Origin of the sequence: Rhizobium fabae (assembly GCF_003985135.1) — a bacterium.
In the GTDB taxonomy this organism is placed as follows: domain Bacteria; phylum Pseudomonadota; class Alphaproteobacteria; order Rhizobiales; family Rhizobiaceae; genus Rhizobium; species Rhizobium pisi.
The window spans coordinates 18,231-44,470 of the sequence record NZ_ML133647.1; the positions used below are offsets into that span (position 1 = coordinate 18,231).

Below are 26,240 nucleotides of genomic sequence, written 5' to 3' on the forward strand. Positions count from 1 at the left end.
AGATAGTCCCCAGCTAGCGTTCGCCAACAGGTTTCAAGCCGTTGCCTGCACGCCGGTTTCCGCCTTCATCCACTCCGCGCGCTCGGCGCCTTGCAGTTCTTCCATCGCATCGGTGGCGAAGCTCGGGACGACGCCCGTCCAGAGCAGTGCGCCATCGGAATTGGAATGGCCGTCGCCTTCCAGCCGGTAGATGCTTTCGACGATGTACTGGCCGTCGTTGTTCAGGCCCTTGATCTCGGAAATCTCGATCACCCGGCGCCGGCCGGTGCGCTTGAAGCGGGCGATCTGCACGACGACGTCGACCGCCGAGGCGATCTGGGCGCGCAGCGGCCGGAGCGGCATGTCGATGTCAGACATCAGCGCAAGCGTCTCCAGCCGATGCAGGGCGTCGTAGGGCGTGTTCGCATGCACCGTCGAAAGGCTGCCGCTATGGCCTGAGGTCATCGCCTGGATCATGTCGAGCGCCTCGCCGCCGCGGCATTCGCCGACGATGATCCGGTCGGGCCGCATGCGCAGCGACGAACGGAACAGGTCGCGGATGCTGGCGCCGCCGCGGCCGAAACGGTCGGGCTTCGTCACTTCAAGATAGACCACGTGTTCCTTGCGGATCTGCAGTTCCGACGTGTCCTCGATGACGATGATGCGCTCGTGGTCGGCAAAGGCTTCCGACAGCGCGTTCAGCATCGTCGTCTTGCCGGTGCCGGTGCCGCCGGAGATGATGACGTTCTTCTGCAGGCCGACAGCCGCCTGTAACAGCGACAGCGACTCCTCGGTCAGGCTGCCCTGGGTGACGAGATCGCGGATGCTGCGATGTTCCTTCAGAAAGCGGCGAATGGAGATGCAGAGCCCGGTACGGGCGGCCGGCGGCTGGATCATCTGCACGCGTGAGCCATCCGGCAGACGGGCCTCGATGCTCGGTTCCTCCGGGGTCAGCCGCTTGCCGGAGAATTGCGCGATGCTGCGCGCGGCCGATTCCAGATCCTCGCGGCTGGCGAAACGCGTATCGGCGCGTTCGAGCTTGCCTCGCCTTTCGACGAAGATGTCGGATGTGCCGTTGATCAGGATTTCGGAAACGCTCGGATCTTCGAGGAGGAAACGGATCGGCCCGAGCAGCTTGTCCAGCGCCCGGGTCAGGACCTGGAAGGTTGCCTGTTCGGCAGCGTCGTCGGAAACGGCTTTCATCAGAGCGGCATCCCGACCAGGACCGAGCTCATGCCGAACAGTGTCGCCATCATCTGAACCGCGGTCGGAAAGAACATCATCAGTGGAATGAGGACCAGTGCAAGTATCAAGATGCTGCTCATCGTTTCCATCGTTTTCTCTCCGGATCGACTGGCGGGACCATACCCACGATTTCAGGAAAGCTTAATCCAGATCATCAAACAACGCCATGGCCGCGTCCCGCGCGGACGGCCATTCTGACCGCAATGCGCCGTTTCTTCTATCGCTTTGAAAGAATTGACCAATTATGGAGCAGTAGACGAGGACTCGGGAGGTCGTCCAAAACTTCATATCCGCAGGTAAAACTGTAGACGATTCAGGTGTTTAGTTGAAAAAATCCGGCGTCAACTCGGTTTTGTCAAACGATGCCTCCAAGACAATTGGAACCCTTCGTTTCGTTTGCTTGACGGAGGGCTGGCCTTGGGCGCACTCTTGGGTCTTAATGGTGTTGCTCAACAAACGTTGGCCGCCGGGGAAGTTAAGCTGAAGCAGAAAATATCATTGGAACGAGCAACGTGCTCGTTCGGAGCGATAGCGCATGCTTGGTTCATCTTCACCAGGGATTTGATCCGAAACAAACCTGAGAACGAGGAGTACTCACATGTTCGGCAAACTCAAGACTCTCGCAATTGCACTTCACAAGGACGAGCGCGGCGATATGGCCCAGATCGTTCTTGCCGTCGCCCTGATCGTCATTCCGCTGATGCTGCTTCTGCTGGCATTCGGCAAACAGATCGGCGAATGGTTCAACGAAAAGAACACGGCCCTCTCGGATGCCGAGAGAATTCCTGAGCCGGGCCAATAAGTGGGCCGGGATCATGGATACCACCTATGATCTGACCCTGATGCCTGCAGCGGCGGCTCTTGCCGTCGCCTGCACCATGACCGCGGCGGTGCTCGATCACCGCCATGGTCACATCCCGAACGCCGTGACCTATCCCTGCCTGCTTGCCGGCTTCATGCTGGCAGCCGTCAGCGGCGGTCTGGCAGGGATCGGCCTTGCCTTTGCCGGCCTGCTTGCGGCCGGCATGATCTTCTTCGTCGCCTTCGCAGCCGGAAGCTGCGGCGGCGGCGATGTCAAGCTGATGGCGGCGCTCGGCGCCATTCTCGGCCTCTGGCCCGCCATCGACGTCACCCTCGCATCGCTGATGGTCGGCGGCGTGATCGCCGTTTTCTCCATGGCGCGGCGTGTTCAGTGGGGCGTGTTGTTGCGGACGGTCGGACTGTTCGCGTTGCTCCTGCCCGCAGGTTTCCGCGATGCCGCTTCGGTGCTGAAGCCGCGCGAGACACATCATACTGTCCGCTTCGGCGTTGCCGCTGCCCTCGGTCTTCTCTGGTGCCTTTTCATGCCTGGTTTCACCCCTCTTTCACTCGTGAGGTAACGGCAATGCGCCCCGAACTCGAACGCCCCATCTTCGACGGTGCCTTCTGGAGTTCTATCCTGCACTCCCGCACCTTCTGGATTCCGCAGGATCACGGCGCGCTTCTCGGCACCTTATCGATCGCTATGATATTGCTTGCCTCGATGCTGCTGCTGCCGCGGCTTTCCGCCCGCCGGCGCCGGATATCGGAGCTGCACGGCGATATCTCGGGCAGCACGACGATGATGGATTTCGTGCTCGTCACGCCGGTCTTCGTCTTCTTCATGTTCGTGGTCTTCCAGTTCGCGATCCTCGCAAAAAACCACCTCTTCACCCATTATGCCGCCTATGCGGCGGCCCGCAGCGCCCGCGTCTATTTCTGCCCGGCCCTGCCGATCACCATCCGGAGCATAATCGACGTCAAGACCTGTGACGACGATGCCGCCGCCGGCAAGGCCGATCTCGCCGCCCGCCTGGCGCTGATCCCGGCTGCTCCTTACGACCAGCTGAAATGCGTCGGCGCCTGCCAGCCGCCGGAGGATGCGCTGAAAAACCTTGCCGATGCCTCGGGCCTTTCGAAGAACTGGCGCGCGATGCGCAACCAGGCCCGCTACATGTTCGATCCGCAGAACGTCACCGTGACCGTCGACCGCGCGCCGATGGCGCTCTATGCCGCCATCAATCGCTCGCCGCACGTACCTGTTACCGCCAGGGTGGAAGCGCGCTTCCTGCTGCTCGAATATGCCGGCTGGGTATTTGCCCGCGGCCAGAGGAAGGACGGCCGCTACTACACGATTTCGACGGCGGAGGTGAACCTGCTATGACCCCGACCTTCATCAAACGTTTGCACCGCGACGAACGCGGCTTCCTGTCACCGATCATCCTTTACATGACGATCGCGCTCGCCCTGATGATCGTCTGGATCCTCAACACCGGGCAGGTCATCTACGACAAGCAGCGCACGCAGGATACCGCCGATGCCGCCGCTCTCGTCCACGCCGACTGGGAAGCGCGCTATCTCAACATCATGGCGATGAACAACGTCGCTTCCTCGCAGGCAACCGTCGTCATGGCGACCTCGGTCGCCTTCCAGCTCACGACGGCGGAACTGGCGCTGCGCTCGGGTGTCATTCTGGCGAAACTGGCCGAATACTCCTTCACGGAGGGCTTCGGGCCGGCATCGCTTCTGCCGCCGCTTCCGCCGATGCCCTATTGCCCCGGCTGGCAAAAAGTCCCGATCGTCGGCGGCATCATCTACGGCGCTTGCCTGGCGTTTCAGGGGTTCCGGGCGACTGAAGCCACCAAAGCGATCGCATATACGGTCGCGGCGCAGGTCAAATACGATCCCTGGGGCCTCATCAACAAGTCCAGTGACATCATCGATGCGATGAACGACCTGAACGATTACCTCGTGGAAAGCTTCCCGCAACGCGTCGGCAACGAGGCCCTGCATCTGGTGCGCCTCAACAAATCTGACCATGTCGTGTTTCATCCGCCGTGCGAAAACTGCGGCCAGGCTGGAGAAGGTGCCGGCGGCAACCTGCCGGTGGACCGTGATGGCGTCAATCCAGCCGCTGCCTATACCGAAATGTGCCTTGCCATGTCTTATGGCACCCAGGGGCAGGATCCGCTCCTCATGCGCGGCGAGTTCGCCAATCGCGGCTTCCCCAACGGCAAGGGTCCGCTGACGGCGGGCGGTGTCGACGGCAGCCATATCCGCGACTGGGTCAACCACGAAAGCGGCATCGACAATCAACTGGTGGAATTCTACATCTTCTATGAAGCCTTCGGCCCGGCCTATCTGAGCAAGGTCCCGTTCAAGGCGATTGTCGAGCAATATGCAGGCGATCTCAGCTGGTGGCAGGAACTGGCGCTCGATGCCAGCTTCTGGATCGCCGACAAGGTCTTCGGTGTCGGCTTCGGCATCACCAACCCCTTCCAGCTGCCGATCGACGTGCCGCCGCGCTATTCCGACTCGCAGACGAAGGACGAGAACGACTTCACCCGCAAGTTCGACATGATCTGGAACCAGGTCTGCGGCCCGGCCGGTGGCGCGATCTCCGTGGCTGGTGCGAGCCTGCCGGTCGTCTCCTTCCCGAAGCCTTACTGGCTGAAGGGACGCGCGCCCTTCAACTTCACGCCCTTTGGCGGCGACCAGCTCACCGACTACCAGACGTTGGCGATCGTTTCACGCGCGCCCCGCGCCAGGCTCCAGGTCCGTATCTTCAAGGACAAGACGCCCTCCGCCTATGCCTTGGCGCAGAGCTGGGTGCACAATTACACGGCCTTCGACCTCTACACGCAGGACTGGCTCGCATCACTAGCGCCCGCCACGCTCGCCGACGACATCGGTGAGGTCTCGAACACTATCAAGCAGAGCCCGGCCGCCGACAGTTATACCGGCCTGACGCGCGTCTTCGACAAGGGAGGAGCCAATGCCTGGGCTGCCGTCAACACCCACTGAGCCTACGGGTGGCGGCCTCTTGATGAGGCTGCATCGCGACAGGCGCGGTCTCGCTTCGATCGAATTCGTGCTCGCCGCGCCGGTCATTCTGCTGATCGTGATTTTCATGATTCATGCAAACAGGATTTCCACCAAGAAAGTCGGAACCATGCTCGCCATGCGCAATGCGGCCTTTGCCGAGGCGAACGGGCTGGATTGCACCTCCGATTTCTCGAACGTCTTTCCGATCCCGGCGTTGCCGGCGCTCCCCGGAGGGGACGCCATGAACTGCTCGCGCACGCCGTCTCATGAAGGCGACGGCGATCCTCAGCGCACCTTTGTCTGGGACGACGTGCAGAATACCATCAAGAGCGACGGCCGCGATTTCGGCGATATCGTCGGCGACCTCGCCAATGAAAAGCCGCAGCTCGTCACCGCGACCGCCGACCGCATCTACAAGTTCAGGGATTCCGACGATCTCGATACGATCAGGAGCATCCGCTGGAAGGATGCGTTCACGGTGGACGATTCCACGCTGTTTGCCTCCCACAACAACGATACGACGAGCCGCGGCTACGATCCGACGCTGCGCCGGGAAATCCGCGATGTGGCGAGCGATTCCGGCGATCTCTTCGACGGCGTCTTTCCGGGAGCGAAGTGAGATGAGACAGGGTTCGCGCATCTTCGTTCATTTGACCGGCATGGCGCTCGTCATCGGGCTCGCCGTCGCGGTGGCCACACCGGGCCGCGCCGAGATCTACAAGGATTTCAGGGTGACGCTGAATTCGATGCTGGCAAGCATTCTCGGCGCGCCGGAACGCTCGCCGCGCGATCTCGTCATCAACGGCCAGCCGCTGGAGTTCACGCCCTACCAGAGCGACCGCAGCATCTCCGATATCACCGATGAATGGCTGCGGGTGCTGGCCGCCAATACCCGGCCTGCCCTTCCGAAGAGCAACAGCAAGGAAGAGCTGACAGCCGTCATCGCCGCCAACATGCTGATCGTGCCGAAGACCAGCCGCATCCGCGATGATCTCGCGGTGGTGGTGCGCTTCTTCGACGGCGACGGCGAGGCGGCACTCGACTATCTCAGACGGCAGGACCCGGCAAACCCCTCGGCAAAGCCGCCGATACCTGGTGTCTCGATCTTGATCCGTCGTCCCGCCGATGCTCCGATGACCGAGGTGCTGATGAGCCGCTTCGAGGATGTCGGCTCGACGCTGCCGGCCTTTGCGGCTCCGGCCGATGTCAGCAAGCTGCCTCAGTCGCTGCGTCCGCCGGCCGGTGTCGAGGTGCTGAGCGATATCGGCGATCATGACAAGGGCCACATGTCGCGCACGGTCGTATCGAAAGGCACGCTGTCCGCCGTGCGCTGGTCCGATCAGCGCGCCGATCTTCTTGCCCGTGACGGCTTCACCATCGAGGCACCGCCGGCTGAGCGCGGCGGGGTCACCGCCCTCTACGGCCGGCGCGGCAGCGTCGAGGCCAATGTTCTCTACACCAGGAGCAGGACCGACGGCAGAACCGTCGAGGTCGTTCAAATCAGGCAACCCTTCGTCGAAGGAATAACACCATGAACTGGAAGCTCATCGCGGCTGTCATCGTCGGGCTCATCACGGGCGTTCTGCTGTACTTCTGGACGGAGAGCGTCAAGAATGAGCAGGTGGCCTATGCCTTCATGCGCCTCCAGCCCGACAGGAAGGTGACGAGAGGTCAGGCGATCACGCCCGACATGCTCGCCGAACCGGTCATGCTGCCGGAAAGCTTCGGGCCGCTGGCCAAGCTCGCGGTTCCCGCTGCCAGCGCCTACAGGGAGTGGCTGAAGGACAGGACGGCGGCAGCCGACATTCCGGCCGGCTCGGTGCTGCTCTTCCAGTATTTCGACGATACCGACGGCGGACGCCTGACAACGATGATCGCACCCGGCAAGCGTGCGCTTACCCTTCCCGTCAACGCGACCGCGGCCGTCGGCCACTTCGTCGAGCCCGGCAGCTATGTCGATATCCTCGGCACTGTGGATGAACCGGTCGAGCCCGTGGCGCCGGCCGCCGCGACCCAGCCGGGAGCCCCCGGCCAGGCTCCCGCCGTTCCGGGGCAGCCTGCCGCGACCGCGCAGCCGGCCGCTCCGGCTCAGCCCGCATCGCCGGTCGAGCAGATGCTGAAGAACTATCTCACCCAATATCCCGGCGCCGACGAGAATGACGTCAACGCCTACCGCAAGCAGGCGCAGGACTATAAACTCGGCATCAGCTCACGCACCCGCGTCGTTACCCGCACCTTCCTGCAAAACGTCAAGGTTCTGGCCGTTGGCGCGGCGACGACTGCCGAAGGCGCCGTCACCAAGGCCAATAGCACTTACAACAACGTGACTGTCGAAGTGACGCCCTCGGAAGCCGAAATGCTGATCTTCGCCCTGGGTCAGTCGAACGGCAGCCTGAACCTCGTTCTGCGCAATCCGACAGATAATAGTGTCGAGGAACTGCCGAGCATCAACTGGACGCGCATGTGACCGTCGCGGGGGGAATGAGCCATGCTGTTGAAGATTTCCTATGAGGACGGCAGCGGCCGGGAAGTGATCCCGCTTTCGGCGAACGAGACCTATTTCGTCGGCGAAAGCAGCACGCTGACGCTGCCCGCCGGCGCGGGCGTCGTCCGTCTGCGCGGCAGCCATGTCTCCTCGCCGCAATTCGTGCTGCGGAAGTCTGGCCAGGGCTGGTCGGTGCAGCATCACGGCCGCAATCCGACGCGCGTCGATGATCAGCCGCTTCGAGCCGGCACGCCGGTTGCGGTGTCGGCCGGCATGTCGATCTGGGTGCCGAACGTCACGATCGAGTTGGTCGAGCCCGCCGCGGCCCCGGAAGCGGTCACGCAGTTTCCCGATCAGGAGCGCGTGCTCGCTTTGCAGATGGGAATCCACGAGCGCCTGCTGAAGGACACGCAGTATGACCGGCTGGTAAAATCCTCCGATTTCGGCCGCGAGGAAACGCGAACCCGCATCCGCGAGCGCCTCGACATGTTCATCAAGGAGGCGCTTGACGCGGCCCCCCAGGACCTCGTCGTCCTCGTCATCAAGAACGCCGTCTATCGGTGGCTGGCAAAACGCATCGCCCGCACCGGGCGGCGGGACGCCTCGTCGAATACCGCAAGCCTCGCGCGCGAGGACCAGGACAATCGCCGCCTCTTCGATGTCGGCAAGGCTTTGATTTCAACCTTGCAGCTCAAGTTGAACTTCGAATCCACCCGCTCGGATTTCGCCCAGCTCGACACCCGTTTCAGTGCCGCCTTCCAGGCCAGGCAGGCCCTTTTCAACGCCGGCGACCGTTACGAGATCGCCCATATGCACCTGCGCTCCAATATCGAGGAGCTGATGTATCGCTGGGGTACGATTTCGGAGCTGATGGATCTCGACGTCATCTCGGAAATCATGGTGACGCGCTATGATGAGATCTACGTCGAAAAATTCGGCCTGCTGGAACGCTATCCCTTCGCCTTCGCCAATGAGCGGCAGCTGATGAAGGTGATCGAGCGCATCGCCGTCGATTCCAACCGCTCGATCAACGAGAGCGAGGCGATGGCCGACTTCCGCATGCCGGATGGTTCGCGCGTCAACGCCGTCATTCCGCCGCTTGCGGTTAAGGGCGCCTGCCTCACCATCCGCAAATTCGGCGGTAAGTCGCGGCTCGATATCAGCAAGCTGGTCACCGCTGGTGCGCTGAGCGAGCCGATGCGCGCCTTCCTCGAAGCCGCCGTCCGCGCCCGCAAGAACATCGTCGTCTCAGGCGGCACCGGCTCCGGCAAAACGACGCTGCTGAACAGCCTGTCGCAGTTCATCCCTGTGGGCGAACGCGTCGTCGCTGTCGAAGACACGTCCGAACTCCAGCTCGACGGCATTCATGTCGTCTACCTGCAATCGCGGCCGAAGACGGCGGAGTCCGAAACCAGCGTCACCATCCGCGACCTCGTGCGCAACGCGTTGCGCATGCGCCCTGACCGCATCATCGTCGGTGAGTGCCGCGGCGCCGAGGCGATCGACATGCTGCAGGCGATGAACACAGGCCATGCCGGTTCGATGACGACGGCGCATGCCAATACGCCGCAAGACATGATGACCCGCCTGGAGGTGATGGTGCTGCAGGGCCAGAGCTCGCTGCCGGTCATGGCGATCCGCCAGCAGATCGTTGCTGCCGTCGAGCTCGTCGTGCAGCTGAACCGCCTGGCGAACGGCCGGCGTGCCGTCACCGAGATATCGGAGGTGATCGGCATCGATCCCGACACCGGCCTCATCATCGTCGAACCGATCTTCAATCTCGTCGGCCGCGCCGGCGGGCAGGCCGTGCATGCCTTCACCGGCTATCTGCCGAGCTTCGTCGCCGAACTCGTCGAGTTCAACGACGACGGCGAAATCGAAAAATTGGACATGTTCGTCTGAGGGGAAAACCATGAATATCAGCATTCTGCAGATTTTTACGGTCGCCCTCGGCGCCATAACGGCGGGGCTGCTCGTCTGGGGCGCGCCGGTGCGCTGGCCAGCGCCGCTGCTGCGCGCAACCGAACGCGACATCGCGCTCGCCAGCGAGGCGGCGCAGGTCTTCGGGCGCGACGCCGTTCCGCCCTATACGATGATCCTCGCCTACATCATCACGGCGGTCGTCGTTTTCACAGTGGTTTCGCTGATCTTCGGGCCGATCTTCGGCCTCGTCATCGCGATCCCGGTCGCCTTCTTCCTGCCCAAGGGCGTGATCCGTTATTTCCTCCAGCGTCGCTGGCTGCAGATCGAATCGCAGCTTCCCTACGCCGTCGACCAGATCGTCTCGGCGGTGCGCACCGGCAAGCCGCTCGCCATCGCCGTCAATGCGGTGGCCGATACAGGCCAGATGCCGGCCTCGCGCGAGTTCGAGCGCATCGCCCGCGAACAGAAGCTCGGCATCGGCCTGGTCGAGGCACTCGACCGCCACGGCCGCAATGTGCCGAGCCTGCATTTCAAGATGGTCGATGCGGCGCTCGGCCTCTTTGCCCGCCAGGGCGGCGACATTTCCGAGCCGCTGACGGAAATGTCGAAATCCTTCAAGGAAATCTGGAAGCTCGATCAGAAGATCACGACCTCGTCGTCGCAGGCGCGCATGAATTTCCGCGTCGTCAACGGCGGCGCGCTGTTCATGATCCTGATGATCTTCTTCGGCCAGCCGGAACTGATCGATAAGGTGTTCGGCAACGCGATCGGCATCGTCATCGCCATCGTCGGCGCCATTCTCTATGCCACCGGCTTCTTCTGGATGCGCGCGATGATGAAGGTGTCGGTATGATGTCGCATATACCTCTTGGCCCCATCGTCATCCTCCTTGCCGGCATTACGGCTGCCCTCTTCGTCTGGTGGATCGGCGACATGCTCGGCAGCATCCAGGTCGTGCGCCGCTCCCATGGAGGTGACGGTCCGCCGCCGAATATCGTCGACAGCATCGGCATGCGCACGCCGGTCGAATTCGTGCTGAAGCATTTCGAGCCGCTCCTGGCCGATTACGGCGCGCAGCTCGAGCAGAAGCTGATCTATGGCGGCCGGCCTTTCGGCGGTGTGACCGGGCGGGAATATATCGCGCTTCTCGTCGTTCTCAGCCTGTTCGGCTTCATCGTGCTCGGCCTGCTGTTCGGCATCGCCAGCGGCAGCGTGATCGGTGGTCTGGTGGCCGGCCTGATACTCGGCCTCGTCCCCGCTATCTATTTCTGGGTCGTCGCCGACGACAAGGCGCAGGATCGCAAGGAGCGCATCTCACGCGAATTTCCTTACTTTCTCGATCTCGTCGTGATGACGCAGCAGGCGCAGGCGACCCTGCCGGAAAGCCTTAGGCTCTATGCCGAAGCCGCACCCGGCACGGTCATGAGCGAGGAGATCGAACAGACGCTGAAGGATGTGGCGCTCGGCACCGGCATGATCGAGGCGCTGCAACGGCTGGAGCGCCGCATGACCGCCGAGGAGGTCGTGCGCGTCATCCGCGCCGTCATCCAGGGCGAAGTCGAAGGCAGCAACCGAGTCGAGCTGCTGCGCGAACATGCGCGCGACCTGCGCTTCCGCCGCTGGGAGAAGGCCGACAGGGCCAGTGAAAAGCTGAAAGCCAAGATCGTCATGCCGGCGATGATGATCGTCGTATCGATCCTTCTTCTGGTTCTGGCGCCGGCAATTGTCGAGATGATGTCGAGTGGGATGTTCTGATCATGGCCTTTTCCTTCTTTCGCGGAAACAAACCAAGCCTTTTGCAGACCGGTCCTGGTGGCCAGAGCCGCAGCCATGTGCTCGACCGGCCCGAAATGTCGATCGGGCGGGCGGCCAATGCCGATATCGTCGTCGACGATCCCTTTCTGGCGCCGATCCATGCACGCATCGAAAAGCAGAGCGACGGCGGCTTCATCATCCGCCGCATGGGTCTGAACCCGATTATGCTGCGCGGCGAAGCGCTGTTGCAGACGGCCTCGCTGAAAGCAGGCGACAGCTTCCGTCTCGGCAAGGACGTCGAATTCCAGTTCGTCGAAAAGGCGCCCGCCAAGGAGGCGCCGAAGAAGGTGGTGTCCAAGGCGAGCGACGGCAAGCCGAAAAAGCCACTGCTCAAGCAGCCGGCCTTCCTCGCCGGCATGGGCGTGGCATACCTCGCCATCGTCGGCATCATCGGCTACGTGATCCTCTCCGGTGGCGGTAGCGCTGAGAGCGGTCCGACGGCAGAGCGCATCAATGCGGAAGCCGGCCGCATCCCGACATGCATCAAGAATGCCCGGCGCATGCGCCAAGTCTCGGAAGCCAGTTTCAACGGCGCCGTCGGCGGCCGTGTCGGCAGGGATGGCGATGCAACCTATGCCGCTCTTTCCCTTGCGTCCGAACCCTCCGACGACGCGGCGCTCGCAAAGGCCGCCGAGCCGATTATCGAGGCTTACAAGCGCACGGCGCTCGCAGCCCTCGCCTCGGAAAATCGCGGCAATAACTCATTGGCGCAGAGTCTCTACCAGCAGACCTACGATCTCGTTCCCGACGTCAACTGCTCGGCCGCACGTTTTGCCCTGCAGCGGCGAGCCGCCACGAAGCCCCCCGCCCGTCGTTGATCGCCGCTTTTGCCTGAGCGCCCACCTAACCGCCGCGGAATCAGACCTGAGGTGGGGACAGAGCTCAGGCATCGTCAGCCAAACCGTTCCACCAGGAAATCTATCACCGTCCGCAACATCGCTGTCGGCCGCCGGTTCGGGGCATAGATGAGGGACATCGGTACAGGCTTGTAGGACCATTCCGGCAGCACCTGCTCGAGCCGTCCTTCGGCGATATCGGCGGCGAGCAGCAGTTCCGGCTGAAGCACGATACCCGCGCCGCTGAGCGCTGCCATGCGCAGCGCCGCCCCCTGGTTGGTCGAGAATTTTCCGGAAATCAACACATCGCGCATTTCGCCTCCCGGCCCGACCAGGTGCCAGCGATCCTGCAAGCGCCAATAGGAGTGGCCGAGGCAGAGATGGTTCGCCAGAGCCTCCGGCGAGACCGGCCGGCCATGGCGGGCAAGATAGTCCGGCGAGGCAGCGAGAATCCGCCGGTAGGGCGTGAGCGGGCGGGCGACAAGGCTACTGTCCGAGAGCGGGCCGATGTGGATGCCGAGCTCGAAACCCTCGCCGATGAGGTCATGGACATTGTTATCGAGTGACAACTCGATGCTGACGTCGGGATAGGCGTTCTGATAATCGATCAGCGTCGGCACCAGGACTTGGGTGCCGAAGCTGACGGGTGCCACCAGTCGAAGGCGGCCGCGGGGCGCTGATTGCAGTTCGCTCGCCGAAGCTTCGGCCAGCGCCACTTCGGAAAGCGCGCGCTTGCAGCGCTCGTAATAGAGCTGGCCGACCTCTGTGAGCTGATGGCGTCGCGTCGTGCGATGGATCAGCTTCGCCCCGAGCCGGGTCTCGATCGTCTTGATGTGCTTGGCAACCATGGCCGGCGATACCTGCGCGATCTCTGCGGCGGCCGCGAAACTACCATTGTCGATGACCCTGACGAACATCGCCATGCCGGCCAGCTTGTCCATAATTACCTACCTGCAGGTTTCGAATGACGAAACCCAAAGCTTATTTATCAACCTGAACATTTACAACATAGTCGTCATGCCCGCGCCAAGGCGACGGGCATTGCCAACGTGACCAAGGAGAAAACATGCCCATTCTTCACCTGCAGATGCATCCCGGCCGCACCGACGATCAGAAGCGCGCCTTCGCCCGCGAAGCGACCAAGGCCGCCGTCGAAACCCTGGCGTGCCCGCCCGAGTCGGTGGAAATCCTGATAACGGAGATCGCAAAGGACTCCTGGGCGGTCGGCGGCAAGCTGAAATCCGAGGCTTGAGAGACGAGCCGCAGTGTCGAAGGCTCGAGCTGCGGGACGCCGTCATGGTATTGGGTAGGGAGCCGGCACTCGGCTCCCGTGCTGGCCGGGCAGGCGGCCGGTTGACTTCACTGGCTGTATCACCCTGCGTGCAGGCCTGGGGGCAGCAAACTTCGCGCGGAATTTGCCTTTTCCTGTATCTGAGCCATGGCGGAGTTTGGCCCTAAGCGGTCTTTAAACATACTCAGAACTGGCCGCGCTGAAGGTTCATCGCGCTAATTAGGCTCTTGCAAACCCACAGCGTCTTGATTTGTATGTAAGCAAGCGCCTCAAGGAGAACCTGAATGATCGACCATGGAACCCTACTGACCTATTGCGCAATCGTTCTCGGCTTCGTTTTCATTCCGGGGCCAGCTACGCTCCTGACGGTGGCGCGAGCTACGACTTCGGGAACCAGAGTTGGACTTGCCACCGGAGCGGGTATCACGGCGGGCGACATCATCCATACGGCGTTTGCCGTTGTCGGTATTTCTGCAATCATTGCCGCGTCAGCGACCCTGTTTACTGTGATCAAATTCGTCGGCGCAGGTTATCTGGTGTATCTGGGAACCAAAGCTATTCTGACAAAAGATGCATCTTTGCTTGGTCCGATCGAACGTCGGCTGACTGCCAGCCAAGCTTTCCAGCACGGGGTTCTGGCTGAGGTTCTAAATCCAAAAACCGCGCTGTTTTTTCTTGCGTTTCTTCCGCAATTCGTTCGCCCGGAGAATGGGGCCGTGTTCCTGCAATTGAGCATCCTGGGTGTACTTTTCGCGTTCATCGGGTTCCTGAGCACGATTGTTTTCGCGTGTAGCGCGGGAAGCCTCGGGCGCCTCCTGCGCCGTTACCCGGCAGTGGCGAAGTGGCAAGGTAAAGTCGTAGGGGGCATTTATTGCGCTCTGGGCGTCAGGCTGGCTCTCCAGCAGCGCTGAAGAATCGGATAGCCGTCCGCTATTGGTGCAAACCTGACGTCGAAAAGCGGATGGCCCCTGGAAATAGGCCTATGTTTGCATCATTGGGGGAAGGTCCGGCCGCCGTTCTCCAATTCCCTGCGGGACGAGCGATAGAGCAGCGATACCCGCCTCATCGGCCGCACGCAGGAGCGCTTCCCGGAATTGTTCCGGAGCGATTTTCCCGCTCAACGCGTCGACGCAGGCTTTCACTGCAGCCACATATTCCTCGCCGTCATCGCAAGGCCAATCGTTGATCAGGAGACGCGCCGCGTCGCCCAGCGTCCATACGATCTTGCGAGATGCCGGCCGCCCTCGCAAAGCAAATCCGACCGGCGTGAATGCTGATGATGTATTCCAGCACATTGTCCTCGACCCCTCAAGGCACGGGTACCGCAGTCCCCACGTTCAATATACGCGCGTATTCTGTAATTTGGAATTGAAAACTATCGAGCCGCACCGCTTGAGCGCGAACTGCCGGATGAAGAATAAAGGGTGCTCTAGAACCTTATGTCGAGGCGCCCTGCGCTGCGTCGACAAGTGTTGCACTGATGGACGCATTACGGGTTAGCGACAGATTACCCCGCGCCGGTGTAAGCGGCACACCGCTCCCCTATTCCGTCTCCACACTTCAGATCGCTCAACGCAATTCGGCGGTGACGCGGAAGATGCCGCCGGCCGACGCATCGGAGCAGACGACGAAGGTCGAGCCTTCCTGCGCCATGAAGGCGACGTTGCCGCCGGCTTCGCAGGGGGTGGCGCTCCACTGCAGGATGATATCGCCGTTATCGGGCAATTTTTCCGTGGGGATCTTCGCTGCACTTGCCATCCATTCGGTCGCCGACGGCAGATGGACGGGCGCGTTCAACTGCTTTGACAGCCAGGCCGTATAGTTCTGCGCCACGGCAAGCGGCACGTCGTCGGCCGGCTGCTGCGGATTGTCGGCATAGGTCTGTGCTGCGGCGGGATCGGAATTGGCGGTGTAATATTCCGCCATCTCGGCACGGGTGACGGCCTTCGTCTGCATGCAGAAGGATTTGTCGATCTTCACTGCGCCATTGGCAACGCCGAGCATGCCGCCGAGCTCCTTCATCGAGGAGGTCATCAGTCGGACATTCTCCAGCGAATAGCTTCCCGCCGGGACGGTCTCGAAGGCGAGAGTTTGCGAAACCGGGCAGAAGCCGCGCGCTGACAGCGCCTCGAGATCGGCGAGGATCGGCTGGTAGGCTGCGATCGCAAGCTTGTAGGCCTCCGCGGTGTAGCGGCCATCGGCCTCGCCGAGCTTCGGTTGGATTGCCGCAAGGGTCGGATCGGCGGCGCCGGCGCGAGTCGTAATCGAGGCATAGAGATCGGTGACCTTTTGCTTCAGCGCCGTCGCCTCGCCCTTCGCCGCCATGACATTGGCGATCAGGGCATCGAACAACTTGGTTGCGTCGCCGTAACCCGTCATGGCCGCCGGCATCTGCCATTGCTCGGCCTTGGTTTTGGCATCGGCCATCAGACCGTTCGCCTTGGTGAAGTCGGGGCTGTCGCCGGCGCCGACGCGATTGGCGGTATCGCGCTTCGCCGCCGCGTCCTTTTCGGCTGCGGTCAGCGCGCTCAGAGACTTGGAGAGATCGTCGTAAGCCGCCTTCGCAGCGTCATAGTTTTCGACCGCGCCGTGCATCTGCTGAGCGGCGGCGCTGTCGGCGGCCGCCTTCATCTTCGTGTCAGCTTCGGCAAAACCGGGCGCCTTGTCGCCGCCGGCGGCGGAAGCCGCGGCCTTGGCCTTCTCCGCATTTTCCTTCGAAATGGCGATCAGCGTCTTGCCGAGGCTGATGGCGGCTTTCTGGAAACCTGGAAGAGCCTTTTTATAATCTTCGTCCTTGAGCAGCGCATTGGCCTCGGTCAGCGCCGAGGCGCCGACATCATAGGAAAGCTTCGCCTCGTCGCCGGAAGGGCGCTCCGGTGCCTTGGCGGCGATCGCTTTCTCCCTGCGGCTTTCGGCCTCTTTCTTCCAGACGCCGACGTCGGCGACGAGCTTCGGATCCGGGAGGAGGATTTTCGGGATGGTGACGACGCCCACACCGATGCAGATCAGGACAAGCGCGCCGATCATCGAGAGCCTGGCAAGTGTCCATTTCTTCGGTTTCGGCGGTTCCGGTTGCTGCGGCATGCCGCCGCGCGGATCCCACGACATCGGCTGGATACCCGTCGTCACGCGGGTGAATTCGCCCAGCGCATCGGCGCCCATGCGCGGGCGCTGGGCCGGGTCGCGGCTCAGCATCCTTTCGATCAGGCTTGCAAGCCCTTCGGGAAAACCGGGGATCAGCACGTCGAGCCGCGGGAAGATATTGGAAGGGTCGAGATGAATGTTCTTCCAGCTCTGCTCGCGCTGGTGTTCGTCCTCCCAGACCATGACGCTGTCGAAGACGCTGGCATAGGTCTGTCGCGGCAGGAAAAGCTTGTAAGCGATCATGCCCATCGCATAGATGTCGAGGGCTGAGGAGGCAGAGAAGGTGCCACTGGCATAAATCTCCGGCGCGCCGAATTCCGGCGCATAGGGCGGGATGATGTGCTCGCCGATTTTCGAGATCAGATGCAGGTTGCCGATCCTGACCGAAAGGCCGGAATAGTCCTCCGACACGTAGATGCACTGATCCGTCAGAGCATTGTGGGCGTAACCCGCGCCATGCAGCGTCGCCAGCCCCTCGAGGATGTGGCGGCCGATCTCAACCGCGCGCTCGTAAGCCACCATTTCCGTTTCGTCGAGATATTGGTGCAGCGTTTTCGACGGCCGTTTCTCGACGATATAGAAATTGTCGTCTTCCGGGGACGGCGGGATGAGGTCCTCGATTTCGACGAAACGCCGCGCGGTCAGCGATTTCGCTTCGTTGACAGAGGTCCAGACCCGCTCGAAGCGGGCTTTATCAAGTTTCAGCGCGACATCGGGCGCGACGATGAAGACCGAACGATCCATCCGCTTGTCCTCGGCGGGATAGACGATGAACTCGTTCTCGTAGATCGGCTCGCCGATCGTGTAGCGGGCGATCAGATCACTTCTCATGCACTTATCCCCCTGCGATTGCTGTACTTATAAAAACCGAATTCTATTCGCCCGCCAGAAGCGGATCCCCGATAAGGCCTGCGGCCAAGAGAAGGCCGGTCTTGGTATCCCGGAGCGCGAAGACGAAGCGGGCATCGGCGGTCACACGCACCAGATTGGGATCGATGCTCCGCTCGGTGATAGCAGCCGTTGTTGCCGCCGCTTCCGTGCCGTTTTCATCGATCTTGATCATCGTCTTCTGCAGGACGCGCGACAAGCTGATGTTTTCCCGCGTGAAACCCGGAAAGGCCGCATCCTTGGCCTTTTCAGGCGCCAGCCCCATCGCGTTGAGCACCGGCATCAAATCACGCCCGTCGTTCAGCGAAAAGCGGGGAAGGAAGATTTCGCCCTTGGCGGCTTCGAATTTCTCGCCCTGAAGCCAGGAGGCAAGCGCCTTCAGGTCGGGGGCGCCGATGCCCCCGCTGGAGCGCGCCGCGATCACCACCATGCGGTAGGTCTCGCCGCTATAGGGGAGGTCGACGGCGACGAAATTGTCATCGAAGCGGAATTTCTGCTCGTCGCCGGCGAGATGCATCATCGGCACCGAGATCGTCGAACCATCAGGCCGCCGGAAGGGGGCGGCCGGACTTTCCTTCTCGAACGAGGCCTTCCACCGGGCCTTGAAGGAGAGCGCGCAGAGACTGACGAAGCCGCCGCCGGGCGGTGCGTCGAGGATTGCCGGAATGGCGCCTCTCGTGGCGTCCTTGACCCAGCCGTTGATGTGCTCGACCGATTTCGGTCCGTCCAGATCCTCGATCGTGGGTTTGATGCGGTGGCTGGCGAGCATGGAGAGGGCATCGGGGACAAGCACCAGCTTGTCGTCGAAGACGATCGCCACGCCGGTCGCCAGCGGCGCATCCGCTGCCTGCGGCTTCTCCGGCGTCATCTCGTCGAGCACCTTCTCCGGTCCCTTCGCCGCGTTGCCGAAGCCGAGGCCTTTGGCGATCGTCGCCTTGCGTTCGTCCGACGCGCCGAGGCTTGCCAGACCGAGGGCCGCGGTAAGGCTTGCCGGCGAGACCACGATGTTTGCCGCCCTCTCCGTCGCCAGCGTGCGATCGATGAGGTCGACGGCAAGCCCGGCCTGCGCGGCAAGGATCGCCTTGCTGTCGGCGACATCGCCGGCACGGGCCGGCGCAGCCGCCATCAGGGAAGCGGCAAGGCCCGCCAGCAGAATGGATTTCGACATGGTTCGCTCCTGTTCAGCGGATGCGATAGAATTTGGAATCGAACGACCATTTGCCTTGTGCGCCGGTCTCGTCGTCGCCGACGATCCTGAGGCTTCGGGCTAGGTCGTAGACATAGTTGAAGGCGGCGCGCTGGCCGACGAGTGGCGTAGGGACATCGGGCAAGTCGAGGACTTCGATCGGCTTGTCGCTGAGGATGGCGACGACCATGCCGACGCCGACCGGCCCCTCCACCACATATTCGAAGCCGATATAGGGATTGCGCGCGTCCGGCACGACCACCGGCCTCGCCGGATCGAGCCGGTTGTCGCCGCCCTTGGCTGATGGTTTCAGGCCCATCGAGCGCTTGTTCGGGTAAAGCTGCGTCAGCTTGCCCGAGGCGTCGATATCGACCAGGATCAGGTAGCCGGGCTTCTTGGTGGAGACGCGCATCGCCACCTTGTCGCCGATGCTGACCGAGGTGCCGGGCAGCACGTCGACCGCCACACCCGCTTCGTTGTCGCTCTTCAGCGTGTTCTCGACGGCGGCGGCCGGCGTCTTTGCCTCCTCGCCGGTGACGACGTCACGGCCGAGCGCATCCGGCAGGCCGTAGAATTGCGGCACCGGCGTGAAGCGGCAATCTCCCGCATGCGCCTGGCAATATTCGTCCGATTTGCGCCGGACGTAATCGAGGAGGGCCGCATTGCTGACAACAGGCTTGTCGGCGGCGCGCGCCACCCCTTCCTCTACGCCTTCGATGAAGCGGCGGGTGAAGACGCCGAGCGGCGGTTTGGCTTCCTGGTCGACGAGCGCCCATTGCCCTGAATTGACGGCCGACCAGACCATCGCCGTTTCGCCGCCGAAGGAAAATTTCGCTTCCTTGCCCGATCGGTTCGGCGGCTCAAGCGATGCCAATGCAGGGCCGAGGCAACGCACGGTGCCGCCCGCAGGGGCCGCGACGGCACTGCGGCTGCCGGGGCCGACATGGCAGGCGTCGATCAGCAGCGTGACGCGGCGATCCTTGAGGCTGTTCAGTCGTGCGGCGATTTCGGTTTCACGGATCTGGTTGGTGACGGTCACCTTGCCGCCATCGCGCACCAGCTTGGCATCGGCTGCCACAAGCGTCGGGCTCGTCGTCGCCTCGGCGCCCATTTCTTCCGAGCCTTGGCCGCTGAAATAGAGGAAAACGCGGCTGCCCGATTGCGATTGGCGCACAAGCCAGTCGTCGATTTCGCCAAGAATCGCCTCGCGGGTCGCTCTGCGGTTGGTCAGGGTGTGGATCTGCTCCGGGCGGTAGCCGAGCGTCTTGACGAGGAAGAGCTGCATCGCCTTCACATCGCTGGCGGAGCCGGTCAGTTTCGCCTCGCGCATTTCGTAGTCGTCGATACCAATCAGGAGCGCGCGGTCGCCGGGAGAGCTCTCGACGGCGGGCGTCTGGACGACCGGTGCCTGCACCTCTGGCTGATTGCCGGCGGGCGTGTTGGCGGCCGGCGCCTCCGTGGTGTTTCCGGGCGGCGTGGTGATCGCAAGATTGGCCTCAAGCTGACCGGCCGGCGTCTGTTTCTGCTTCGTCCCCGCCGCGATGTCGCTTCCAGGAGACTTGCGCTTCGTATCAACCGCCGCCACCTGGTCGCCGTCGGCCGATATCGAGGCGTTCGGCACGTCGCCGTCGGTCTTTGCGGCGATCCAGTCGCGGAAGGCGGCGACGCGGGTATAGACGCCGTAATGTTCCGCCTCGGCGCAGCCCGCACCCCAGCTGACGATGCCGAGCTGGATCCATCTCTTGTCGGGGCGCTGGGCGACCAGCGGCCCGCCGCTGTCGCCCTGGCAGGCGTCCTTGCCGCCTTCGGCATAACCGGCGCAGACATTGCGCTCGTCGATCGGGTTCATGCGCATCGAGCTCTCGCGATAGGCGGCGCGGCAATCCTCGCGCGAGACGATCGGCAGCTCGACCTCCTGCAATTCCGTCGGCAGGTACTTGTCGTCCCAACCGTGATCGGCCTTGGTGTAGCCCCAGCCGGTGACGACGGCCGTGTGGCCGGCGGCTTCGACTGCGTCATCCGAGGTAGAGGCGAGGATTACAGGTTTCGAAACCGCGGGTTCTGCAAGCTTGATGAGGGCGATGTCGTTGGCGAAGACCTTGCGGTCAAAATCCTCATGGATAACAACGTCTTCCACCTCAAGGCCCGGCTTGTCGGGCCCGTCGACTGATATCACCTTGTCGATCTTCGACTTGCCCTCGACGATCAGGAGGTCGCGGGCGAAGAGATCCTGTTTGCCTGAGCGGCCGCTGGTGACGCAATGGGCGGCCGTCAATATCCAGCGCGGCGAGATCAGCGAACCGCCGCAATGGCCGCCGAAGCGGCCGCGCTGCTCGGGATCGGGCGCCAGGATCTTCACCTGCCAGGGCCACTCACCCTTTTTCGCCGCTTGGCCGCCGATGACGCGCCCGCCATCCTCGCCGGCAAAATCCGTATCCTGCTGCGCGAGCGCCGGAGAGGCGAGAAGAACCATGACGGCCGCAACGTTGAGGATCCTGCTGATCGACGTGCTCATAGCTTGGCTCCGGCGGAGGTATAGAGGACCGTGAATCCGACACGCGCGCCCTTGGGCAGGACTTCGCCGAGGCGCTTGGCGATGTTGCCGGCGGTGCGGCGCCTGTCGTTCTGCTTCAGGAATTCCACCAGATCAGGCATCGGGGTTTCGGAGGTGACGGCGACGAGCAGGTCCGTGCCGAACGGTGCGACGACGGAAAGATCGAGATCGAAGGCCGCCGGCATCGGCGCATCCGCGTCTTTTTCGCCGGGATAGAGGAACTGCACGGTTCCATCGCCGGTGATGTCGAAAAGCACGAGCTTGCGGCCCGATATATCCGAAACGGTGACGCCGACGCGCTCGCCTTCGCGATGGACGGTGTCGGAAGGCGTTACGCGCACGGTCTGCGGGTTCGTCTCCGACAGCCGCTTCAGCGTGTCGAGCGCGGCCATCCGGTCGACGACGAAAGGCATGTCGCCGGCGCCGATGCTGGAGGCGACGACATCGCCACCGGCAATCGCCTCGTGCTTTTCGGGATCGAAGACGAGTTCGGCATCCGCGCCTCCCGACAGCTTGAACGGCGTGACGGCCGGCTCGATCCCCTGCAGCACGGGATCGGAACCGAGGGCGCCGACGGTGATCGGCGCTGGCTCGGCCGGTGGCGGTGGAGAGCTGGATTTTTCGACGTCCGTCGTCGTGCCCGCTCCGTCGTAGTCATAGACGACGGCACGGTCGAGATCGGTTCCGGGCGGGCTCTGCGTGAAGATATTCTGCCGCTGATCGGTGAACTGATAGACCGACTGGCGCACATATTCGAAGAGTTCGCGGCGGCTGACGGCGCCGTCGCCGTTGCGGTCGGCGGCCCCTTCGAAGGCACGAGCCGTCGCATAGCTCAGCGCGCCGCGCTTCTGCGGAATGCCGGGAATTGATATCTCAGGCGATTTGGTGTTCTCGTCGACGGCGGCGAGGAAGGTCAGCCGTTTGTAATCAAAGCCGGTGGAGAGCGCGTCCGCCGTTGTCGAAATCGGCGCGAGGTCATCCTCCTCGATCGTATAGGAAGGCGCCTGGCGCCAGGTGATCCCGGCGCCGCGCGGATCGACGTCGCGGGTCATGCCGCCGGCATGGCAGGTATCGGCGATGAAGAGAACATCGGCTCCCTTGGCCTCCAGCTTGTGGATCAGCACCTTGAATTCGTCGCCGAAGATGCGCTCGCGCGATCCGGGCAGCCGGGTATCGAAGCCGGCGAGCACATAGACCTCGTCGCGGCCGCTGGGTTTCGAGCCCCTGACGCGTTCCGGCTCGCTCGACCCGTGGCCGGCAATGCCGAGCACGACGAGATCGCCGGAGCCGGCCCTTTCCGTGACGGCCTCGATCGCATGGAAGATGCCTTCGCGGTCGGCCGCGCCGTTTTTCAAGAGCGTCATGTCTTCGACGCCGACCGAGCGCAGCGACAGCGAGAGGTCCTCGGCATCGGCGACGGCGCCGTGCAGCGGCGGAACGTTACGGTAGAGATCGATTCCGATCAGGACCGCCCTCACTGTGCCGCGCTCCGGTGCCTCGATAGTCCTGGCCAGGCAGTCGGTGGTCGCCAGAGCAAGGAAGGCGAGTGTTGCGGCCATGGAAACGGATGCGGACATGGCCAAACCTCCCCTCGCCCAGCTATTCGCGCCGCCATTCGACGCGGCGGTTCAGCGCGTCGATATCGTCTTCGGTAAGGTTTGCGGTTGCGGTGACATCCACCGGCTCGGAAGCCCCGCGGCCTTCGGCGTCGATCGTGGCGTCGATGCCGTTGCTCTTCAGGAAATCGGCGACGGCCCGGGCGCGGCGCTCCGAGAGCTTCTGGTTATAGTCGTCGGCGCCCCGTCGGTCGGTATGACCGATCAGGATGATGCGGCCGGGCTTCTGCTCCTTCAGCGCTTCCAGCAATTCCTGGGCGGCCTCCGTGCCGATCGAGGTGAAGCTCGACTTGTCGAAGTCGAAGGTGATCGGCACCGGGATGGAAACCGGCACGATGCCGCGCACATTCTCAGAATAGATGCCGCCGAGCACGCCGCTGCGGTGATCCTTCTCGGCCGGCACGAAGCTGCCTTGCGGGTTGTCGGTCGTCGGGTTGGCGGCAAGGATACGAGCCTGGGCGGCGCGCTGGATGAGATCGGAAATCGTGTCGGCCGGCGGCGCCTTCGGCGTGCGGGTCTCGTTCTTGATGATCTCGATTGCCTGCTGATAGTCGGCGGCGGCATCGGCGAAGCGGCGGGCGGAGAAATAGATCTCGCCGAGCGTGGCCGAGGCCTGCCAGAGCACCTGCGGGCCGTCGGCGGCGATAAGCAGCGGCTCGTAATCGGCGACCGGCTTGTTGGCGGCCATCATCTCCTGGGCGCTGGCAAGCCTGAGGGCGGCGACACGGCGCTGGGCATTCACCTGGAACTGACCGCAGTCGGCGCTGACGGCGATTGCATCGGCTTCCGTCGCGGCAGCAGGAATATCCTTGGCGGCAACGGCGGTGTTCAGCTTGTCGAGAAGAGCGTTGCAAGCGGGCGTATCGGCATTGGCCGTCTCGATCTCCTCGCCGGCCTGGTCAGGTTCGGCCGAACGGCCGAGGTTCAGCTGCGGCATCTTGATGCTGAAACCGCCGGGGAGCTTGAATTGCGGCATCTTGAGCTGCGGCATCGGCAGTTTCGGCATCTTCGGCTGGGACGCCTGATAGGATTGGGACGACTGCGTCGGCCGGTTGGACGAGGTGCCGGTGGCAGGGCCGATCAACTCCAGCTCATCGGCGGCAAGCTCCTGGCCGGGCGCTAGATTGGTGACGATCTTGTATTTCTTCGGCGGTTGCGACGTCGCCTGCTCGACGGGCTTCGGAGCGGGCTTCTTCGGCTTTTCGATCACCGGTTCCGGCTCCTTGGCGACCTCCTGTTTCACGACAGGCTTCGGCTTCGGAGCGGCCGGAGGTTTCGGCGACGCAACGGGCGGCTTTGCAGCCTGTTCGACCGGTGCGGGTTTTGCCGCAGGGGCGGCAGCGACGGGCGGGACGGCGGAGGGCGGCAGGGCCGCCGGGCTGTCGACCGTCGTCAGCATCACCGTCTTGCTGCTGATCTTGGTGCCGAGGCTGCGGGCTTCTTCGAGACTACGGGAAACGGCCTCCATGCCGCCGTCGATCGAGCGGAACATGCCGCCGCCACTGCTGCCGAGATCGGCGAAGATGGTCAGCGGCTTGGAGGAATAGAAGACCTTGATCTGCTCCTGGCCGACCGGGCCGGAAACCTGCAGCCTGGCGCCGCTTGCCGGGTCCGGCACCTGCACGCGCTTGCCGGCGCTAACGAGCGCATCGGTCTGATATTTGTTCGGAAAAAGCTTCACCACGGAGCCGTTCGGCGAGACGTTCAAGACCGTGACATAGGCGTTCTCGGTCGATTGGATGAAGAGGCCGACGACTTCGCCAATGGCGTATTTGGCCTCCGCGCGATCGAAGGTGATGCTCACGGGTCCGGTCTGCGTCGGCGCTTCGGTCAGTGTGCGTTCGTTCTGCGCCTCGACGACGGGAGCCATCGGGAAAAGCGAAAGGAATGTGGCTGCGGCTAGGATGGCTTTACGGTTTGGCATTGGAAAACCTCCTCTTCGAACAATCTCACACTGTCTTGAAGATGAGAATAGCACTGACCGGCGAAATTGGGATGGCCGCGCCTGTCTTGCCGGAGGGAGGGTTACAAATTATTTGGAGCCACGAAGAAACCACCTAGGCAAAGACGTGAGCAAGACTCAGGCTCGGTAATATCCACCGGCTGATATAGTCCGTTCGACTGCGCGGAGGATGCTGTCAGTTCTTGGGTTTCTGCCCGGCCGATTTCAAAATCGAGATCAGATCGCTCATTCCCTCAGGCGAGGAATTGTAGAGCCAGAGAATATCCGGATTGTCGACCGTGAATTCCTTGCCGGGCGCCGAGCCCATGTCGCGCCCGGGCGAAGTCGTATCGGGAAGCTTGCTCTCGCCTGGTGTCAGACCGTTGGCGCTTTCGTGTTCTGTGATGATCGCGGCTGCGGCGGCAAAGGCCTTTTCATCGTGTTGGCGCAGCGCCGCCAGCGACGGGTTTCGCGCCGCCAGCGCATCCTCGGCCGGGCCGGCATAACCAGGTTCCGCGACCTGCAGCGCCAGCAGAAGGCCGATCGACAGGGATGTGAGCCAGGATTTCGTCATCGTCGTCAAGTCCGTCCTATTGGCACCATTACGCGACAAGCGCCCCGACAATAGGGAGGGGCCGGAAGGAAGGCAACGGCGATCGGCGCCAATCGATTGGGAGGGTTGAAATCGATTGGCAGCGGCGCTTTAGCTCTTTGTTTTATGTATGTCGTTGACCCCCCGCTGCACACTTCCGGGTGACATGCATTAGAGGATCTTCAATTCCTGCAGGCTGAGGCGGAGATTGCGCAGCATTTCACCGAAGATTTCCTCGATCTTGCCGGTCGACCAGACGACCATCGTGCCGTAGGGCGAGCGTGTGCGCTGCATGAAGCCCGCCATCTCGAAATCGATCAGCGTCTTGCGGCAGGTCTCGCTCGACATGACGGCGACAAGGAAACGGGCAAGGTTGGACTGGTCGATCGCGCCGGATTTATCAGCCCAGTTCTGGATCAGCCGCGGCTTGGTGTCGGCGGTGAACATCGAGGCGAGCGCGCGGTCCTGTGAAAGCCCGAGGCGCTGCAGCTTGGCGGGATCGCGGGTAAGCGACACCACATAGTCATTATGCAGATCGGCGAAGCGTTCGATATCCTCGGCGGTGTTGATGCCGAAGACCTTCATCGAATAAAGGAACTCGGCCATCAGATAGGTCGGCTCGGAGCGCAACTGCGCCAGGTGCTTTTCGTCCGCGCTAGCCGAGGCCGCGCAGACACGATCGGAGAAGTTTATCCTCGCTGCGCGAACCTGCTCCAGCAAGCTTATATCAAGCGCCAGTTCATCACCGTTCCATTCCAGCATAAGCATTCCCTGCCCGCAAAGCTTCGAGACGATGATCTTGTACTATTGACCGCGCAGATCTCCAAATCGTTTGGAAAGCAATAGCTTGCTGACAGGGCGCATCTATCCTACCATTTTTAAAGACTTGACGGTCTCTTTG

General features: G+C 62.6%; 22 protein-coding genes and 1 pseudogene. 13 read left to right on the plus strand and 10 right to left on the minus strand.

All coding sequences use genetic code 11. The features are described from left to right. Positions 1–33: 33 nt before the first annotated feature. Positions 34–1,345, minus strand: a pseudogene (locus EFB14_RS06030) (TadA family conjugal transfer-associated ATPase). A gap of 477 nt (positions 1,346–1,822) precedes the next feature. On the opposite strand from EFB14_RS06030, the gene EFB14_RS06040 reads away from it, so the two are divergent. Genes EFB14_RS06040 through EFB14_RS06090 form a run of 11 tightly spaced genes read left to right on the plus strand, consistent with a single transcriptional unit; the run spans position 1,823 to position 12,108 of the window. Continuing rightward, on the plus strand, positions 1,823–2,026 hold the full coding sequence (locus EFB14_RS06040; RefSeq protein WP_018246152.1) for a hypothetical protein: 204 nt from the start codon (positions 1,823–1,825) through the stop codon (positions 2,024–2,026). Positions 2,027–2,039: 13 nt separating this feature from the next. Then, positions 2,040–2,603 carry an A24 family peptidase gene (locus EFB14_RS06045; RefSeq protein WP_126823593.1) on the plus strand — a complete coding sequence of 188 codons (564 nt, stop codon included), beginning with the start codon at positions 2,040–2,042 and terminating at the stop codon, positions 2,601–2,603. 5 nt (positions 2,604–2,608) lie between these two features. Continuing rightward, positions 2,609–3,406, plus strand: a complete 798-nt coding sequence (locus EFB14_RS06050; protein ID WP_126823595.1) for a TadE/TadG family type IV pilus assembly protein — start codon at positions 2,609–2,611, stop codon at positions 3,404–3,406. Continuing rightward, positions 3,403–5,046: a Tad domain-containing protein gene (locus EFB14_RS06055; RefSeq protein WP_126823597.1), complete on the plus strand. Its 1,644-nt coding sequence runs from the start codon at positions 3,403–3,405 to the stop codon at positions 5,044–5,046. Before EFB14_RS06050 ends, EFB14_RS06055 begins: the two co-directional genes overlap by 4 nt. Continuing rightward, positions 5,018–5,686 (plus strand): TadE/TadG family type IV pilus assembly protein, encoded by a 669-nt coding sequence (locus EFB14_RS06060; protein WP_126823599.1) that lies wholly within the window; start codon positions 5,018–5,020, stop codon positions 5,684–5,686. Before EFB14_RS06055 ends, EFB14_RS06060 begins: the two co-directional genes overlap by 29 nt. 1 nt (position 5,687) lies before the next feature. After that, complete coding sequence (locus EFB14_RS06065) at positions 5,688–6,602, plus strand: hypothetical protein (protein ID WP_126823601.1); 915 nt, start codon at positions 5,688–5,690, stop codon at positions 6,600–6,602. Next, positions 6,599–7,534 carry a Flp pilus assembly protein CpaB gene (gene cpaB / locus EFB14_RS06070; RefSeq protein ID WP_126823603.1) on the plus strand — a complete coding sequence of 312 codons (936 nt, stop codon included), beginning with the start codon at positions 6,599–6,601 and terminating at the stop codon, positions 7,532–7,534. Before EFB14_RS06065 ends, cpaB begins: the two co-directional genes overlap by 4 nt. A 21-nt stretch (positions 7,535–7,555) precedes the next feature. Beyond that, positions 7,556–9,454 (plus strand): TadA family conjugal transfer-associated ATPase, encoded by a 1,899-nt coding sequence (locus EFB14_RS06075; protein WP_126823605.1) that lies wholly within the window; start codon positions 7,556–7,558, stop codon positions 9,452–9,454. A 10-nt stretch (positions 9,455–9,464) separates the two neighbouring features. Beyond that, positions 9,465–10,328: a type II secretion system F family protein gene (locus EFB14_RS06080; RefSeq protein ID WP_126823607.1), complete on the plus strand. Its 864-nt coding sequence runs from the start codon at positions 9,465–9,467 to the stop codon at positions 10,326–10,328. After that, complete coding sequence (locus EFB14_RS06085; RefSeq protein WP_126823609.1) at positions 10,325–11,230, plus strand: type II secretion system F family protein; 906 nt, start codon at positions 10,325–10,327, stop codon at positions 11,228–11,230. Before EFB14_RS06080 ends, EFB14_RS06085 begins: the two co-directional genes overlap by 4 nt. Before the next feature lie 2 nt (positions 11,231–11,232). Next, positions 11,233–12,108 carry an FHA domain-containing protein gene (locus EFB14_RS06090; protein WP_126823611.1) on the plus strand — a complete coding sequence of 292 codons (876 nt, stop codon included), beginning with the start codon at positions 11,233–11,235 and terminating at the stop codon, positions 12,106–12,108. 74 nt (positions 12,109–12,182) lie between these two features. Here the strand turns inward: EFB14_RS06090 and EFB14_RS06095 are convergent, their stop codons facing one another. After that, positions 12,183–13,067 (minus strand): LysR family transcriptional regulator, encoded by an 885-nt coding sequence (locus tag EFB14_RS06095; RefSeq protein WP_126823613.1) that lies wholly within the window; start codon positions 13,065–13,067, stop codon positions 12,183–12,185. A gap of 125 nt (positions 13,068–13,192) precedes the next feature. Between EFB14_RS06095 and EFB14_RS06100 the strand changes: the two genes are divergently transcribed. Together EFB14_RS06100 and EFB14_RS06105 are read left to right on the plus strand one after the other, a co-directional pair. Further along, positions 13,193–13,378, plus strand: coding sequence for a 4-oxalocrotonate tautomerase (locus tag EFB14_RS06100; RefSeq protein WP_003594927.1), 186 nt, complete (start codon positions 13,193–13,195; stop codon positions 13,376–13,378). A gap of 323 nt (positions 13,379–13,701) precedes the next feature. Beyond that, the gene (locus EFB14_RS06105; RefSeq protein WP_125845490.1) at positions 13,702–14,328 is read left to right on the plus strand and encodes a LysE family translocator; all 627 of its coding nucleotides are present in this window, start codon (positions 13,702–13,704) and stop codon (positions 14,326–14,328) included. Between the two features lie 69 nt (positions 14,329–14,397). Here EFB14_RS06105 and EFB14_RS06110 read toward each other — a convergent pair whose 3' ends face one another. From EFB14_RS06110 to EFB14_RS06145, 8 genes are all read right to left on the minus strand, one after another. Next, complete coding sequence (locus tag EFB14_RS06110; protein WP_125845489.1) at positions 14,398–14,712, minus strand: DUF982 domain-containing protein; 315 nt, start codon at positions 14,710–14,712, stop codon at positions 14,398–14,400. Between the two features lie 274 nt (positions 14,713–14,986). Then, positions 14,987–17,392, minus strand: a complete 2,406-nt coding sequence (locus EFB14_RS06115) for a protein kinase domain-containing protein (protein ID WP_126823615.1) — start codon at positions 17,390–17,392, stop codon at positions 14,987–14,989. Between the two features lie 43 nt (positions 17,393–17,435). Continuing rightward, the gene (locus tag EFB14_RS06120; RefSeq protein WP_126823617.1) at positions 17,436–18,617 is read right to left on the minus strand and encodes a serpin family protein; all 1,182 of its coding nucleotides are present in this window, start codon (positions 18,615–18,617) and stop codon (positions 17,436–17,438) included. 13 nt (positions 18,618–18,630) lie between these two features. Further along, the gene (locus EFB14_RS06125) at positions 18,631–21,150 is read right to left on the minus strand and encodes a trypsin-like serine protease (protein ID WP_126823618.1); all 2,520 of its coding nucleotides are present in this window, start codon (positions 21,148–21,150) and stop codon (positions 18,631–18,633) included. Next, complete coding sequence (locus tag EFB14_RS06130) at positions 21,147–22,766, minus strand: caspase family protein (protein ID WP_126823620.1); 1,620 nt, start codon at positions 22,764–22,766, stop codon at positions 21,147–21,149. The genes EFB14_RS06125 and EFB14_RS06130 overlap by 4 nt, the downstream gene beginning before the upstream one ends. 22 nt (positions 22,767–22,788) lie before the next feature. Further along, positions 22,789–24,729 carry a DUF4384 domain-containing protein gene (locus tag EFB14_RS06135; protein WP_126823622.1) on the minus strand — a complete coding sequence of 647 codons (1,941 nt, stop codon included), beginning with the start codon at positions 24,727–24,729 and terminating at the stop codon, positions 22,789–22,791. A 214-nt stretch (positions 24,730–24,943) separates the two neighbouring features. Then, positions 24,944–25,321, minus strand: coding sequence for a hypothetical protein (locus EFB14_RS06140; RefSeq protein WP_126823624.1), 378 nt, complete (start codon positions 25,319–25,321; stop codon positions 24,944–24,946). A 189-nt stretch (positions 25,322–25,510) separates the two neighbouring features. Beyond that, positions 25,511–26,101: a hypothetical protein gene (locus EFB14_RS06145; protein ID WP_126823626.1), complete on the minus strand. Its 591-nt coding sequence runs from the start codon at positions 26,099–26,101 to the stop codon at positions 25,511–25,513. Positions 26,102–26,240 lie beyond the last annotated feature (139 nt).